The 14,156-nt window shown below is 62.1% G+C and carries 13 protein-coding genes; 9 read left to right on the top strand and 4 right to left on the bottom strand.

Annotated features, from left to right (window positions below; all coding sequences use genetic code 11):
- Nucleotides 1–4 precede the first annotated feature (4 nt).
- A complete protein-coding gene (locus R3F00_RS02760) occupies nucleotides 5–397 on the top strand; it encodes a GtrA family protein (protein ID WP_371280175.1) in 393 nt (130 codons plus the stop codon).
- Between the two features lie 241 nt (nucleotides 398–638).
- The gene (gene gyrA / locus R3F00_RS02755; RefSeq protein WP_371280174.1) at nucleotides 639–3,266 is read left to right on the top strand and encodes a DNA gyrase subunit A; all 2,628 of its coding nucleotides are present in this window, start codon (nucleotides 639–641) and stop codon (nucleotides 3,264–3,266) included.
- Between the two features lie 206 nt (nucleotides 3,267–3,472).
- Here gyrA and R3F00_RS02750 read toward each other — a convergent pair whose 3' ends face one another.
- Both R3F00_RS02750 and R3F00_RS02745 read right to left on the bottom strand, forming a co-directional pair.
- Nucleotides 3,473–5,653, bottom strand: coding sequence for a sensor histidine kinase (locus tag R3F00_RS02750; protein ID WP_371280173.1), 2,181 nt, complete (start codon nucleotides 5,651–5,653; stop codon nucleotides 3,473–3,475).
- Between the two features lies 1 nt (nucleotide 5,654).
- Nucleotides 5,655–6,359: a response regulator transcription factor gene (locus R3F00_RS02745; protein WP_371280172.1), complete on the bottom strand. Its 705-nt coding sequence runs from the start codon at nucleotides 6,357–6,359 to the stop codon at nucleotides 5,655–5,657.
- Nucleotides 6,360–6,696: 337 nt separating this feature from the next.
- On the opposite strand from R3F00_RS02745, the gene R3F00_RS02740 reads away from it, so the two are divergent.
- The 5 genes from R3F00_RS02740 to R3F00_RS02720 all read left to right on the top strand — a co-directional run bounded on the left by R3F00_RS02740 (nucleotide 6,697) and on the right by R3F00_RS02720 (nucleotide 9,546).
- On the top strand, nucleotides 6,697–7,236 hold the full coding sequence (locus R3F00_RS02740; protein WP_371280171.1) for a PspA/IM30 family protein: 540 nt from the start codon (nucleotides 6,697–6,699) through the stop codon (nucleotides 7,234–7,236).
- A complete protein-coding gene (locus tag R3F00_RS02735; protein ID WP_371280170.1) occupies nucleotides 7,233–7,796 on the top strand; it encodes a hypothetical protein in 564 nt (187 codons plus the stop codon). The genes R3F00_RS02740 and R3F00_RS02735 overlap by 4 nt, the downstream gene beginning before the upstream one ends.
- Before the next feature lie 11 nt (nucleotides 7,797–7,807).
- On the top strand, nucleotides 7,808–8,482 hold the full coding sequence (locus R3F00_RS02730) for a VWA domain-containing protein (protein ID WP_371280169.1): 675 nt from the start codon (nucleotides 7,808–7,810) through the stop codon (nucleotides 8,480–8,482).
- 183 nt (nucleotides 8,483–8,665) lie between these two features.
- Nucleotides 8,666–9,019: a hypothetical protein gene (locus R3F00_RS02725; protein ID WP_371280168.1), complete on the top strand. Its 354-nt coding sequence runs from the start codon at nucleotides 8,666–8,668 to the stop codon at nucleotides 9,017–9,019.
- A gap of 20 nt (nucleotides 9,020–9,039) precedes the next feature.
- A complete protein-coding gene (locus tag R3F00_RS02720) occupies nucleotides 9,040–9,546 on the top strand; it encodes a rhodanese-like domain-containing protein (protein ID WP_371280167.1) in 507 nt (168 codons plus the stop codon).
- Nucleotides 9,547–10,140: 594 nt separating this feature from the next.
- Here R3F00_RS02720 and sufT read toward each other — a convergent pair.
- Complete coding sequence (gene sufT / locus R3F00_RS02715; RefSeq protein ID WP_371280166.1) at nucleotides 10,141–10,698, bottom strand: putative Fe-S cluster assembly protein SufT; 558 nt, start codon at nucleotides 10,696–10,698, stop codon at nucleotides 10,141–10,143.
- 96 nt (nucleotides 10,699–10,794) lie between these two features.
- Entirely contained in the window at nucleotides 10,795–12,258 is a 1,464-nt protein-coding gene (locus tag R3F00_RS02710) for a PLP-dependent aminotransferase family protein (protein WP_371280165.1), read from the bottom strand.
- 97 nt (nucleotides 12,259–12,355) lie between these two features.
- Between R3F00_RS02710 and R3F00_RS02705 the strand changes: the two genes are divergently transcribed.
- Both R3F00_RS02705 and R3F00_RS02700 read left to right on the top strand, forming a co-directional pair.
- A complete protein-coding gene (locus R3F00_RS02705; protein WP_371280164.1) occupies nucleotides 12,356–13,009 on the top strand; it encodes a pyridoxamine 5'-phosphate oxidase family protein in 654 nt (217 codons plus the stop codon).
- A 121-nt stretch (nucleotides 13,010–13,130) separates the two neighbouring features.
- Nucleotides 13,131–13,562 carry a hypothetical protein gene (locus R3F00_RS02700; protein ID WP_371280163.1) on the top strand — a complete coding sequence of 144 codons (432 nt, stop codon included), beginning with the start codon at nucleotides 13,131–13,133 and terminating at the stop codon, nucleotides 13,560–13,562.
- Nucleotides 13,563–14,156: the final 594 nt, after the last annotated feature.

Below are 14,156 nucleotides of genomic sequence, written 5' to 3'. Positions count from 1 at the left end.
ACCTGTGCGGCAGGTAGCCTTGTTTTGCATCGGCGGGTTCTTCGGCTTTCTGATCGATGCCGGCATTGTCCAGTTCCTGGTCTCCAGTTTTGACGCAAATCCCTACCTGTCGCGCCTGCTGTCGTTTCTTTGCGCAGCGACCGGCACCTGGCTCTTCAATCGGCGTTTCACGTTCAAGGGCGTCAGGCACTACGGCCACCTTGGCGAGTGGTCGCGCTACCTGTTCGCCATGAGCGGCGGCTTCGCGGTCAACTTCACGATCTATTCGACCCTGGTCTATCACACCACTCTGGCCCAGCGACTGCCGGCGCTGGCCGTTGCAGTCGGTTCCCTGGGCGGATTCGTGGTCAATTTCTCGGCCTCGCGGCTCTGGATTTTCAGGCACCGCAAAGGCTGACCGGGGCGTCGATTTCCGGCCCGATTCCGGGCATTGGCACAGAGCCTCCGTTGCCGGCAGCGGCTGCGCCGGGGCATGCCGGCCATCCGGCCGGCCCCCAGCCCCCGGATACCCCTGCAAAAGCAAGCGGAAGGGTGCCATTTCATGGTAATATTTCGCGTTTTCGCCACGCCGATTCCGGGGTTTTCCCGCGTGCTGATGGCGTTTCGTAACATCCTGATTTTAATGGAAAAAATACTCAATGGCTGAGTTCGCCAAAGAAGTCATTCGCGTCAATATCGAAGACGAAGTCCGGCAGAGCTACCTGGACTACGCAATGAGCGTCATTGTCGGTCGCGCCTTGCCCGATGTCCGCGACGGTCTGAAGCCGGTTCACAGACGCATTCTGTATGCCATGCAGGAGTCGAGCACGGTCTGGAACCGACCCTATGTGAAGTGCGCCCGCGTCATCGGTGACGTCATGGGTAAATACCATCCGCACGGCGACTCCTCGATCTACGATGCACTCGTGCGCATGGCCCAGAACTTCTCGATGCGCTACATGCTCATTGATGGCCAGGGCAACTTCGGCTCGGTCGACGGCGACAACGCCGCGGCAATGCGATACACCGAGTGCCGCCTGCACCGGCTCAGTTCCGAACTGCTGGCCGATATCGACAAGGAAACCGTCGACTTCCAGCCCAACTACGACGAGAAGGAACTCGAGCCCACGGTCCTGCCGGCCCGTATCCCGAACCTGCTGGTCAACGGCTCGGCCGGTATCGCCGTCGGCATGGCGACCAACGTGCCGCCACACAACCTCAGTGAAGTGCTCGGCGCCTGCATCGCCCTGATCGACAATCCGGATCTCGGTTTCGAGGACCTGATGCAGATCGTTCCGGGTCCGGATTTCCCGACTGCCGGCATCATCAATGGCTCGGCAGGCATCGTCGAGGCCTATCGCACGGGACGCGGACGCATCCTGGTGCGGGCAAGGGCCGAGGTCGAAGTCGAGGCCAATGGTCGCGAGACGATCATCATCAGCGAACTGCCGTTCCAGGTGAACAAGGCGCGTCTGATCGAAAAGATCGCCGAGCTGGTCAAGGAAAAGAAGATCGAGGGCATCTCCGAGCTGCGCGACGAGTCCGACAAGGACGGCATGCGCGTGGTCATCGAAGTGCGCAAGGATGCGATGGGCGATGTCCTGCTCAACAATCTCTATCAGCAGACCCAGTTGCAGGTCACCTTCGGCATCAACATGGTGGCCCTGGTCGATGGCCGCCCGCGCACGCTCGGCCTGCAGGAAATTCTCGAGGCGTTCATCCGCCATCGTCGCGAAGTGGTCACGCGGCGCACGATCTTCGATTTGCGCAAGGCGCGTGATCGCGCCCACATCCTCGAAGGTCTGACGGTTGCCCTGGCCAACATCGACGAGATGATCGAGTTGATCAAGACCTCGGCATCAAGCGATGAAGCCAGGCAGCGCATGCTGGCACGCCGCTGGGAACCGGGGCTCGTGCGCGCGCTGCTGTCGGCCTCTGGCGCCGACTTGTCGAAGCCGGAAAAGCTCGATCCCGGCGTCGGCCTGACCGACGCCGGCTACCAGCTTTCGGAAGTGCAGGCTCAGCAGATTCTCGAGATGCGTCTGAGCCGACTGACCGGTCTCGAACAGGAAAAGCTGACCGACGAGTACAAGGAGCTGCTGCAGACCATCGCCGGCCTGCTCGAGATCCTCGAGGATCCTGCGCGCCTGCTAGCCGTCATCCGCGAAGAGCTCGTATCGCTGAAGGAAGAGTTCGGCGACGCGCGACGCACCGTGATTCAGGCCAATCTCGACGAGCTCGACATGCTCGACCTGATCGAGCCGGAAGATGTGGTCGTCACGCTTTCGCACACCGGCTACGCCAAGCGCCAGCCGGCCAGCATCTATCGTGCGCAGCGACGCGGTGGCAAGGGTCGTTCCGCTTCGGCGTTGAAGGACGAGGATTTCGTCGAGCGCCTTTGGATCGCCAATACTCACGACACCTTGCTGACCTTCACCAGCGCCGGCCGGGTCTACTGGCTCAAGGTCTACCAGATTCCGGAGGCCGGTCCGAATGCGCGCGGCAAGCCTATCGTCAACCTGCTGCCATTGCAGGATGGCGAGAGAGTGCAGGCGATCCTGCCAGTGCACGAATACTCCGAAGACAAGTTCGTGTTTTTCGCGACCGAGAGCGGTACGGTCAAGAAGACCCCGCTGACCGAGTACTCCTATCAGCTGCAGAAGGGCAAGATTGCGATCGGCCTGGCCGAAGGCGATGCCCTGGTCGACGTCAAGATCACCGATGGCGAGAGTGACATCATGCTGTTTGCCTCGAACGGCAAGACGGTTCGCTTCGACGAAAACACGGTTCGTTCGACCGGTCGCACGGCAACGGGCGTGCGTGGCATTCGCCTCGCCGAAGGCGAGCGCGTGGTCAGCCTGATCGTGCGCGAGGGCGATGGCGAAATTCTCACCGCCACCGAACGCGGCTATGGCAAGCGCACCGAACTCGCCGAGTATCCGCGCAAGGGTCGTGGCAATCAGGGTGTGATCGGCATCAAGTGCTCCGAGCGCAACGGTGAGCTGGTGGGTGCGGTGCAGATCACCGACGAACACGAGCTGATGCTGATCTCGAACCAGGGTACCCTGGTGCGCACGCGCGCCGCCGAAGTGGCCAGGGTCGGGCGCAATACCCAGGGTGTCACCCTGATCCGCCTGCCCGACGACGAATCGCTGGTCGGACTTGTTCGCCTCGACGCGATCGGGGACGAAGAGGGCGACGAGGAAGGACTCGAGAATGCGACCGGTGAATCGGCTGCACCCGCCGCGGATACCACAGGTGGGGATACGCCTCCGACAGCCGAATAAGAAGGCCTGACAACTGCCAATCAGGCCTCATTCCTTCGACGATCCAGGTCAATGCTGGATAAGTCTCTGCTCGTCATCCCAGCGAAGGCTGGGATCCAGTTCTTGTTCCGTCCTTTGTGGATCAAGGGCATGACCGGATGACCAGCCGTTCGACTGTTGCACACCGCTGGAATGACCAGAAATGAGGCATGCAGCGTTTCCCCGGCTCAATGCCGTGCCGCTGACCCGGAATCGTTCGCAATCGGAAGCAGCAGCACGAATTCCGCGCCGGGTTCGCACTGGCGAACATCGGCCTCGCCGTGCATGGCGCGCGCAAGCTGGCGCACCAGCGCCAGTCCTATCCCGGTTCCCGGAGCCTCGCGTCGCATCTCGTCACCGCTGCGGTAGAACAGCGTGAAAATCTTGCGCAGTTGTGAAGACTCGACACCGGGGCCGTAGTCGCGAACCGAGAATGCGATCTGGCCACTGCCTTGCCGGCTCACCCTGATGTCGATTTCGCGCCGATCGGCTCGAGCCGAAAACTTCAATGCGTTGTCGACCAGGTTGATCATGATCTGCACGACTGCATCGGTATCCACCAGAACGGAATGTTCCGCGGCCTCGGCGGCGATGTCGTGCTTGCAGGTAAAACCCGCGCGCACGATCTGACTGTCAAGTCTGGAGCGCAGCAGATCGGCCAATTCGGACACGCGGACCAGACCGAGATCGAGTTGCAGTTCACTGCGTTCGAGCCGGGCCAGTTGCAGCACGTTGCCGATCAGCCGCGACAGGCGTTCGCTCTCGTCGTGGATGAACGCGTAGTACTCGCGCTTCCTGGCTTCGTCAGGCCAGCCTTCGCGCAACATCTCGGCATACATGCGGATCGAGGTCAGGGGCGTCTTCAACTCGTGGCTGACGGCGGAAACGAAATCCTGTTGCTGGCGGGCCAGCTGGATCTGGCGCAAGCCGAGTCGATAGAGAGCAAGAAAGCCGAGAACGAGCACGCTGGTCAGCAGGACCCCGGCCCAGGTGATGATGCGCCCACCCGGACCCGCAGGCAGCGAGCGCACGTTCCAGAGCAACTGGAAGTCTCCGAGCGGTGCCGACAGGCTCGTCTGGTGCAGCAGCTCGCCTTGTACTTCGGCAGCGCGACTGAGCATGTAGCCACCGCCATCTGCACGTCGCACGCTGAGCACGTCATTGCGATAGGCCACGACCATGTCGCTCATCTGTGCCAGTGCGCTCTCTTCGAAGGGGCGCACAAGTGCCTGGGCGATGAAGGCGTCCTGGTCAATGATCGCGCCCTGTATCGTGCGCTGCCCGTCGCGCCAGACCTTCCGGTAGAGCACGCCATAGCCCCCTTCGAGCAGGCTGAACTCGAAGGGATCGAGCTCGCTTTCGAACATGCGCACGCGTGCAGGTTCGAGGCTTGCAGCCACGGCGTCGTCGACATTCAATGATTCGGGCGCGACAGACTGCTCCTTGCGCTTGGCACGCACCTGCACATTGTCCCTGAGGCGCTGTTCGTAGGCCGGTGCCGAGGCGCTGTCGTTTGCCTTCTGTTCGCCCTTCTGGAAATTGCGTTCAAGACGAAGGTCCTGCACCTGGCCAATCTTGTCGACCTCGATGCGCGATCCGGTCGACTGGACCTTGCCAAGTTCCAGGATGGCGTTTTGCGAGGCATTCGGAGTGGCCTTTTCGGCGATCTGCGATCGCACGCCGACATCGGCCTCGGCGGATTCGGCCATCCCGCGTTCCTTCTCTGCCAGAGTGTCGCTTTCCCTGCTGCCGTCGATCTGGCGATCAGTATCCGAAGACGCTGCGGTCACTTCATCCTTGCGAGCCTTGCTGCCGGTATCCGATGCAGGTTCGCCGGCCCGGTCAGGTTTTGCGTCGTGCGTGGCGAGGCCGCGTTCAAGCAGGCTGTTCTGGCGCAACACGTCCAGCAGCCGGTTGCGCAGGCTCACACGGGTCCGCAGCTGTTCGCTGTCCAGACCCCATGCAACAGGATCCTGGAGATCATCGGGCAGGGCGGGCGTACTGAATGCGCCATCGGCGTCCACCTGGAAGTAGCCGATCAACCCGGGAAGCTCCGAACGCGGTGGTACATCGGAAAGGGGAGAGCGCTGCAGCAGTTTGGCGTTGGCAGGATTGCTGGCCAAAGCGGCGAACTGATAGTCGGCGTAGCTGCGATCTTCTTCGGTTCCCAGCATGTTCTGCAGGTTGGAGTTGATGCGCAGGCCGAGTTCTTCGGCCAGTGTCCGGTACTGGTGGAAGGCCTCGAAGCGGATCTGTCTTTGCGTCTGCAACAGCAGGATCACGGTCGGAATCATCAGGCCCGCAAAGAGCAGGGCAAGGAAGACGGCCAGGCGTCGGCGACTGAGCAATCGGGGCTGCCAGCGACGCATTTCAGTGCCCACTCATCAGGCGATAGCCACCACCGCGAATGGTGACCAGGTGCTGCGGCTGGCTCGCGTCCTCTTCGATCTTGCGGCGCAATTTCGCGACATGGATATCGACGGTGCGTGTCTCGATATCCATGTGCCGGGCGTAGCCCCATACCTTGTTCAGGAGTTCCTCACGCGGTACCGGGCGATCGGAGTGGTCGTGCAGGTATTGCAGCACCTCGATTTCGCGGCGTGTGAATCGCACCGGCGCGTCCTTGACGGTTGCGCACAGATTCAGTGCGTCGATCTCGATGTCCTTGCCGAGCCGGATCGTTCTTTCTTCGGATGCCGAAGTCCGGGTCCGGCGCAGCACAGCCTGTACGCGCAGAACCAGTTGGGCAACCGAGAACGGCTTGGCCACATAGTCGTCAGCGCCTAGCGCGAGGCCATGGATGACATCGTCGTCGGCTGATCTTGCCGTCAGCATGATGATCGCCTGTTCGCGATCGACCTGCCGGATCGATTCGCACACTTCGAAGCCGTTGCGTCCGGGCAGCATGACATCGAGCAGGATCAGGTCGAAACGACCGCTGCGAGCCATGTCCAGGCCGCTGATGCCGTCCTCGGCGAACTCGACGTCGAAGCCGTGATAGACGAACACATCGACCAGGCCGGTGCGGATGGCGACCTCGTCCTCGACGATGAGCAGGCGTTGCTTGCGTTGCAAGGGAGCAGCTCTCCATTCGAATGGGATGACGAAACAGGCGGGTCGGCGCCAAGTCTGCGCCGTTCGACTCGGAGCCTGCCCAAGGGCAAATCCAGGCTGCCAGGTCCAATCGCCAACCTCCCCTCATGGTTCGACAAGCTCGCCACGAACGGAGTCCGGTTTCCTTCGGCAAGCTCAGGACAAGCTGGACCCACCACGATCGGAAGCCTATCAATTCGCATGACCGGGTGCTTGTAAATCCTTTGTAAACATCGCCGCAATGAATTTACCGAGCCGGGCCTACACCCGGTTCAGCGGATTCCGGAGACTGGATCGCAGTCCACAACGGAGTCCGACCATGGCCCTGATATCCCGATTGACCCGCTTGTTCCGTGCCGATGCGCATGCCGTGCTGGATCGACTGGAAGAGCCCGACATCCTGCTGCGTCAGGCCGTTCGTGAAATGGAGAGCGAAGTCGAGCGCAACGCGCAGGCGCTGAAAGCCCTGGAACTCGACTATCAGCACGCTCATGTCCGCGCGGCAGAGCTCGAGTCGCTGATTGCGGGAATCTCCGGCGAACTGGATCTGTGCTTCGAAGCGGGCAATGAAAAGCTCATCCGCATGCTGCTGCGCCGGCGTCTCGAAGGCGAACGCCTGCTTGCTCATCTGGGTCAGCGACTCGGGCGGCTTCAGGCCGAGCGCAGCGAGCGTGGCCGCAGTCTGGACGAGCAGCGCCAGAGTCTGGAATCGATGCGTCAGAAGGCCGCCGCATTCGATGTCGATTCGTCTTGTGCGCCGCGTGACGCGAGCGTCTGGGGTCAGCCCGACCTGAATATCGCCGAGTCGGACGTCGATCTCGCCCTGTTGCGGGAGCAGCAACAGAGGAGGGCGTCATGACTCGCCCGGGATTCTGGCGTGAAGCCGGGGTTGCGCTGACACTGAGCGTTGCCGGCGGCCTCGCCTGGAGCGCGCTGAGCTGGATTCTGAGTCCTGCTGCAGCCATGCGCTGGGTCATTGCCATTCTCGGCATCATCTATGCCGTGCTGCAGCTGCGCGCATTCGATACGCGGGTCGGAAGAATGCTGGCAGTCGGTCTGTGGATTGCACTGAACATTGCGTTGTTCGCATTCAATCCGCCGCTGACCGCGTGGCTGCTGGCCCAGGCAGCTGCGATCTGGGCCTTGCGCTGCTGGGCTTTCCACGCCGGCATCTTCAGCGCGATCGCCGACGCCGTGCTTGGACTGTTCGCTGCCGCAGCCGGCGTGGTCGTCATCCACGCTACGCACAGCGTATTTCTGGCCTTGTGGAGCTTCTTCCTGCTGCAGGCCCTGTTCGTGTTGATTCCCGACGCGCTGCGCAGCACGCCACCAGCCTCCACCCCCGACAACGCGGATCGCTTCGACCGGGCACGTCGCTCGGCAGAAGCCGCGTTGCAACGTCTCGCCAACCGTCACTGAAGGAGATCGTCATGAAGACCCGATTGCTGATTCCTGCTGTTTTTGTACTCACGGCTGTGGCCGTGCTCGCCTATCCGCTGACCCGCGCAGGCACCCGACACGTCGTTGCCCCTGTCGCACAACCGGTGCCTGCTCCGGCCGCTACGGCGGCAAACGGAAAGCCGCGGATCGATGCCGTGTTCGTGCTTGATACCACCGGCAGCATGGGTGGCCTGATCCAGGGGGCGAAGGAAAATATCTGGTCCATCGCAAGCAGCATGGCCCAGGCCAAGCCGACCCCGGAGTTGCGTATCGGCCTGGTCGCCTACCGCGATCGCGGTGACGCCTATGTCACGCGTGTCGTCGACCTGTCCAGCGACCTCGATTCGATGTTCGCCACGCTGATGGACTTCCAGGCCGATGGTGGCGGTGATACGCCGGAGAGTGTCAACGAGGCCTTGCACGATGCCGTGCACAAGATCTCCTGGAGCCAGGACAAGGACGCCTACAAGGTGATCTTCCTGGTCGGCGATGCGCCGGCGCACACCGACTACGCCGACGATGTGCAGTATCCGGAAACGATTGCGGCAGCGATGGCGCGCGGCGTTGTCGTCAACACGATCCAGGTCGGCAACAACGCCGGCACCCATGAGGAATGGCAGCGCATCGCCTCGCTGAACCAGGGGGAGTACTTCAAGGTTGATTAGTCCGGTGGCGCACTGGCCGTATCGACCCCGTTTGATGAAGAGCTTGCGGAACTCTCGCGCGAACTGGACGAGACACGCATCTTCTACGGCGATGCCGACAAGCGCCAGGAACTGGATGCGAAGGTCGCTGCCACCGACAAGCTGCACGCCAGCAGCACGACCGGTTCGCGGGTCAAGCGCGCCATGTTCAATGCATCGGCGGCAGGCAAGGACAACCTGCTGGGCGACAGCGAACTGGTCGACGCCGTTGCCAGCGGTCGTATCGAACTCGCCGATGTGCCGGAGGCCGAACTGCCCGCACCGATGCGCTCACTGAGCAAGGAAGAGCAAGTTGCTCTGGTCAAGCAAAAGGCCGAAAAGCGCGAGCTTCTCAACGAGAAAATCGCCGCAATCGGCAAACAGCGCAATGACTATCTCTCCAGCGAGTTGAAGGCGCGCGGCGACAAGATCGACTCACTGGACGACCAGATCTATGGCGTGGTCAAGGCACAGGCTGGCAAGAAGGGCCTGGACTACGACAAGCCGGCCGCACACTGAACTGACGGGAGGCCTCGCTCATGAAACTGCACTGGATTGCCTGGTTGTTGCTTGCGCTGGCGCTTCCCTCAATCGCCAGTGAACCACGGCCGCTGTCGAATCCTGCCATCGACATGGACGGCTATCTTGCACTGGCCAGCGAAGCGGCTGCCCATCGTCAGTCGCGCCGACTCGACGAAGCGGATTTCAGGCGCATGAGCGAGGCGCCAGGCACGATCGTTCTCGATGCACGCAGCCGCGACAAGTTCGAACTGCTGCATGTGGATGGTGCGATCAACCTGAGCTTCCCCGACATCACGGTTGCGAGCCTGGAGACCCTGCTTCCGGACAAGGATGTCCGCATCCTCATCTACTGCAACAACAACTTCAGCAACAACGAAGATGCATTCCCGAGGAAGCTGAAAACGGCATCGCTGAACCTGTCCACGTATATCGCGCTGTACACGTACGGCTACCGAAACATCTACGAGCTCATGCCGTTGATTGACACCGACGAGACGCAATTGACACTGGTTTCGTCGGAGTGAGCGCAAGTGGCTGGGATGAGCTCGCTGCATTGTTCCTGCTTCCGCTGGTGGGACAGGAAAAGCACCACCCTCATCCGCCCTCCGGGCACCTTCTCCCGCCAGCGGGAGAAGGAAGAGCACCACCCTCATCCCCGTGATTCGCCGCGTCCTGCGGCTCACCGTTCGGGCCGGACCATTTCCGCCAGCGTGAGATGGAATAGTGCGGAGTGCCTTTCCTTCTCCCGCTGGCGGGAGAAGGTGCCCGGAGGGCGGATGAGGGTGGGCTTTTGCCTGGATAATATCGAAGCGCAGCAGCTCGCCGCGCCAGTGCAACCCAGGGTGGATGTGCGAGTGTCTTGGTGCCGAATCCACGACAACCGTTCGTCCTGAGCCTGTCGAAGTACAAATGCACGAATATGGCAACATCAGATTCCGCTGATGGTTCCCCTCGGCACGCTCAAGGCAGGCTCAGCTCACCACGAACGTCACGTGGTTTCCATTGCCATGCGCAGGAAAGGCCCACTTCGACAAGCTCAGTGCGAACGGTGCCGGGAAGGGCAAGCTGCATCAGACTGCTGTCGCGAATCCCGATTCCCGAGACCCCAATGTCGGCCTCTAGAACATCCCGGTTTCAAGCTTGGCCGCGTCGGACATCATGGTGTGGTTCCACGGCGGGTCGAAGACCAGGTCGACATCGGCCTCGCTGACCGTCGGAATCATTTCGAGCTTGCTGCGTACGTCCTCGACCAGGATCTCGCCCATGCCGCAGCCCGGTGCGGTGAGGGTCATGCGTACGTTGACTTTGCGCTGTCCGTCTTCGGTCCTTTCAAGATCGCAGTCGTAGACGAGGCCGAGTTCGACGATGTCGATCGGGATTTCGGGATCGAAACAGGTGCGCAGCTGCGACCAGACCAGCTTCTCGACATCTTCATCGGCCGCATCGGCGGGCAGCTCGAGCGGGGCCGGTACCGGCTTGCCAATGGCATCGGCATCTGAACCGGCGATGCGAAACAGGTTGCCGTCAACGAACAGCGTGAAGCTGCCACCCAGAGCCTGGGTGATATAGCCGGCCTGGCCCGCTGGCAGGGTGACGCTCTCGCCTTGCGGCACCATGACGGCCGGGCAGTCGCGCTCGAAGCGAACCGGTTCGGAACTGGAGCTGTATCCACTCATGTCGTAGCGCTTTCCGCCTTGCCTGTCGATTGCGGCCGCCTATTATGGGGCCTGTGCCGCCTGCACGCAGGTATATCGGGTCATTGTCGGTCCCGATCAAGCCGGCAGCGGTTCTCCGACCAGGCCGGTCTCGCGCAGGCACGCACCAAGCAGTCGCAATGCGGCTTCGATGTCTGCGGGCGGCAGGGCCGAATAGCCCAGCAGAAGGCCCGGGCGTGTGGAATTGCGGAACGAATACGGCGCCACCGTGTACAGGCCGAGGCCGCGTTCGCGTGCGTGCGCGACCAGTCGTTCGCAATCGGCCTGGCTGCCGGACCTGAGCCATGCGGTCAGATGCATGCCGGCATTCGAGTCGACGACCTCCAGCGCGTGGCCGGCGTGGCGTCGCAAGCCGGCCAGCATGGCCGAGCGTCGGGCGCGCAGACTCTGTGAGGATCGACGCAGGTGTCGCTCGAATCCGCCGCTGGCCATGAAGTGGGCCAGTGCCGCCTGTTCCAGCGTATTGCTGCCGCGGTCTTCCAGCCATTTCGCCGCATGGAAGGGTTCGCGCAGTGACTCGGGCAAGACCATGTAGCCGAGCCGAAGTGCAGGGAACAGGGTCTTCGAATAGCTTCCGATATAGATCACGCGGCCGTCGTGATCGAGTGACTTCAGCGCCGCCAGCGGGCGCCCGCCGAAGCGGAACTCGCCATCGTAATCGTCCTCGATCAGCCAGCTGTGGTGCGCCGTCGCCCATTCGAGCAGCTCCACGCGGCGCGCGAGCGGCAACAGCGCGCCAGTGGGAAACTGGTGCGATGGCGTCACCACGGCCAGCCGGGCGCGGTTCGGCAAGGCAGCAGGTACCAGCCCGTGATTGTCGACACGTACGCCGCGGATACGTGCACCATGCGCGGCGAAAACCTGTCTGGCACCGCGATAGTGCGGATCCTCCAGCACCACGACATCGCGTTCGTCCAGCAATACGCGTGCTGCCAGCGCGAAGGCCTGCTGGGTACCGGATACGACGAGAATGTTTTCGGGTTTTGCACTGACGCCGCGGCGGCGGGCCAGGTAATCGCAGATCTGTTCGCGCAATGCCGGCAAGCCGCGCGGGTCCGGGTAGTCCAGGTCGACACGCTCGACGGCCCGATTGATTTCCCGGCGCCAGGCGCTGGCAAGAGCAGGGTTGGTCAGGGGCAGTCCGTATTGCAGGTTGTAACGCAGATCCTGGTGCTGGTGGCCGGGAATGAAGGCGCCGTCACTGACCGCCGTCGCGCGGCGCGAAAAGCCGGACAGCGGCGCGATCAGTTCGTCGCCTGCCGTGCTTTCCGGTAGCGGCAGGCGGTTGCCGACATCGGCGACATAGCTGCCGGATCCAACCCGGCCGACCAGGAATCCTTCCGCTTGCAGCTGATCGTAGGCGGACAGCACCGTGTTGCGGGAGATGCCCAGTTCGGCGGCGAGATTGCGGCTGGCCGGGACGCGCGAGCCGGGCGAAAGCCGTGCCTCCAGAATCGCCGACTTCAGCGCGCGGATCAGCTGCGCGTAGCGCGGACCCTGTCCATCCAGTTCCATGTACATGATTGGCCCTAGTCAATTGGTCATGCGTGGCACTCGATGGTACCAATTTCCGCTGGCATGCTGGGCCAATGCAGTCGACATTCCGAGGTTTCGTCCCATGCGCCAGCACCCCCGTAGCAAGGTCCGTCGAGTTGCCCAGCGCGGCCACTACGACAGGGAAACGATCCACGCCATCCTCGATGCGAGCCTGATCGCACATGTTTCGTTTGCCGATCCAGAGGGCCAGCCCTTTGTCATTCCGATGTTGTATGCGCGCGAGGGCGACAGCCTCTACCTGCACGGCTCCATAGCCAGTCGCCTGCTCAAGTCGGTCGGTTCGGGAATCGCCACCTGTCTGTGTGTGACCCTGATTGATGGCCTGGTGCTGGCGAGGTCGCACTTCCATCACTCGATGAACTACCGGTCCGTGGTGGCCTTCGGCAAGGCAACGCCGGTTAAAGACTCCGCAGAAAAATCGGCAATTTTCGCGCGCTTCGTCGATGCATTGATTCCAGGCCGTGCGCAGGAATCGCGGGCGGCCGATCGCAACGAGCTCAACGCCACGGCCCTGCTGCGCTTTGATATCGAGGAGGCCAGTGCCAAGATCCGCACGGGTGATCCCAAGGACGATCCGGCTGATCGCGAACTGCCGCTATGGGCCGGTATCGTGCCGGTTGTCCAGAAATACGGCGAAGCCATCACGGCGCAGGATGCCTTGCCGGGGACAGCGGTTCCGCCGTCGGTACTGAGCCTGCTTGCCCGGCAATCCTGAGGCTTGATGCGACTTCTGGCGGTTACGTTGTCGACGCACGGCCGGTATGATCGCGCTCCCCTGCCGTTATCGCTGATGCCAATGAACTACACCGATGCCGGAAAAACCGGCGCTGCAAATAATGTCCGCTGAGCTGAGCGGCAAGCAGACCCTGAACCGGATCGTCGGAATCGCAACGGCGCTGATGTGCGCGCTGGCGGCGGGCGCTGTCTGGTGCGTGCTGCAGTTGTATTCGCGCATGGACCTGATCGGGCTTTCACTGCTGATCGGCGCCATGATCGCGTGGATCCTGCGCCGCCAGGGATTTGGAAAGACGCTGGGTGGCGCCTTGCTCGCTGCGGTCTGCACGGCACTTGCCTGCGTCTATGCCGGCTACCTGCTCGCCGCTGCAAAGGTGGCTTCCTTCCTCGGCATTCCAATGCGCGCGACCCTGACCACGATCGGCCCCGACCTGGCCGGCGCCGTGGCCTGGGCCGACCTGACCCCGATCCACATCGGCACCCTGATTCTTGCCGTCGTATTGTCTGCGTGGATGGTCTGGCGCAAGGCCTGATTGGCCCTGAATCAGGAGCCGGATTGGCAGGGCAGAAGCTGCATGGGCGCTTTCAGATGAATTCCGATTGCGCTTCGTGTTTGCGCGTATGATAGATACCTATAGAACGTAACAAATAGATGAACGATCTGCTATAGCCATGCGTTCATGATCAAGGCCCGATAGCGCGGGCCCCGATTCCTCGCAGCACTATTCGACGCGCCGGAGAACGCGAGAGCCTGCAGTGCCAGCAATATGCCGCGCCTCGTGCGGGCAGTCAACCGGAATGATCGCGAACCGGCAGCCCCGTTGGGACTAGCTGTGGCGATATCGCAGTTGATTGCGATGCTGTCTCGCAAAAATGGTAGTCCAGCGACTGCAGACCCAATGCAGTACCTGGGTGCGACCGTAACACTGCCCGAACCAGTAACGAGTGTGACACCTGGGGCGGTACTTGAAATCGTATTCAGGGTGACATTCGCTGTTGTTGCAGGCGCACCGTCGAATGTGTCATTGGCGAGCACGTTGCCTGCGAAGCCCGAGGAAAGGGGAGTTGCGGTGACTGCCCGCTGGCATCCTGCCCGGCCGTACCGGCTTCTGAACCGGCCAACTGCA

Source organism: Dokdonella sp., from assembly GCF_041395345.1.
Classification (GTDB): domain Bacteria; phylum Pseudomonadota; class Gammaproteobacteria; order Xanthomonadales; family Rhodanobacteraceae; genus Dokdonella.
The sequence above is the reverse complement of the archived record's forward strand: the minus strand, read 5'-3'. Positions and strand labels throughout refer to the sequence as shown.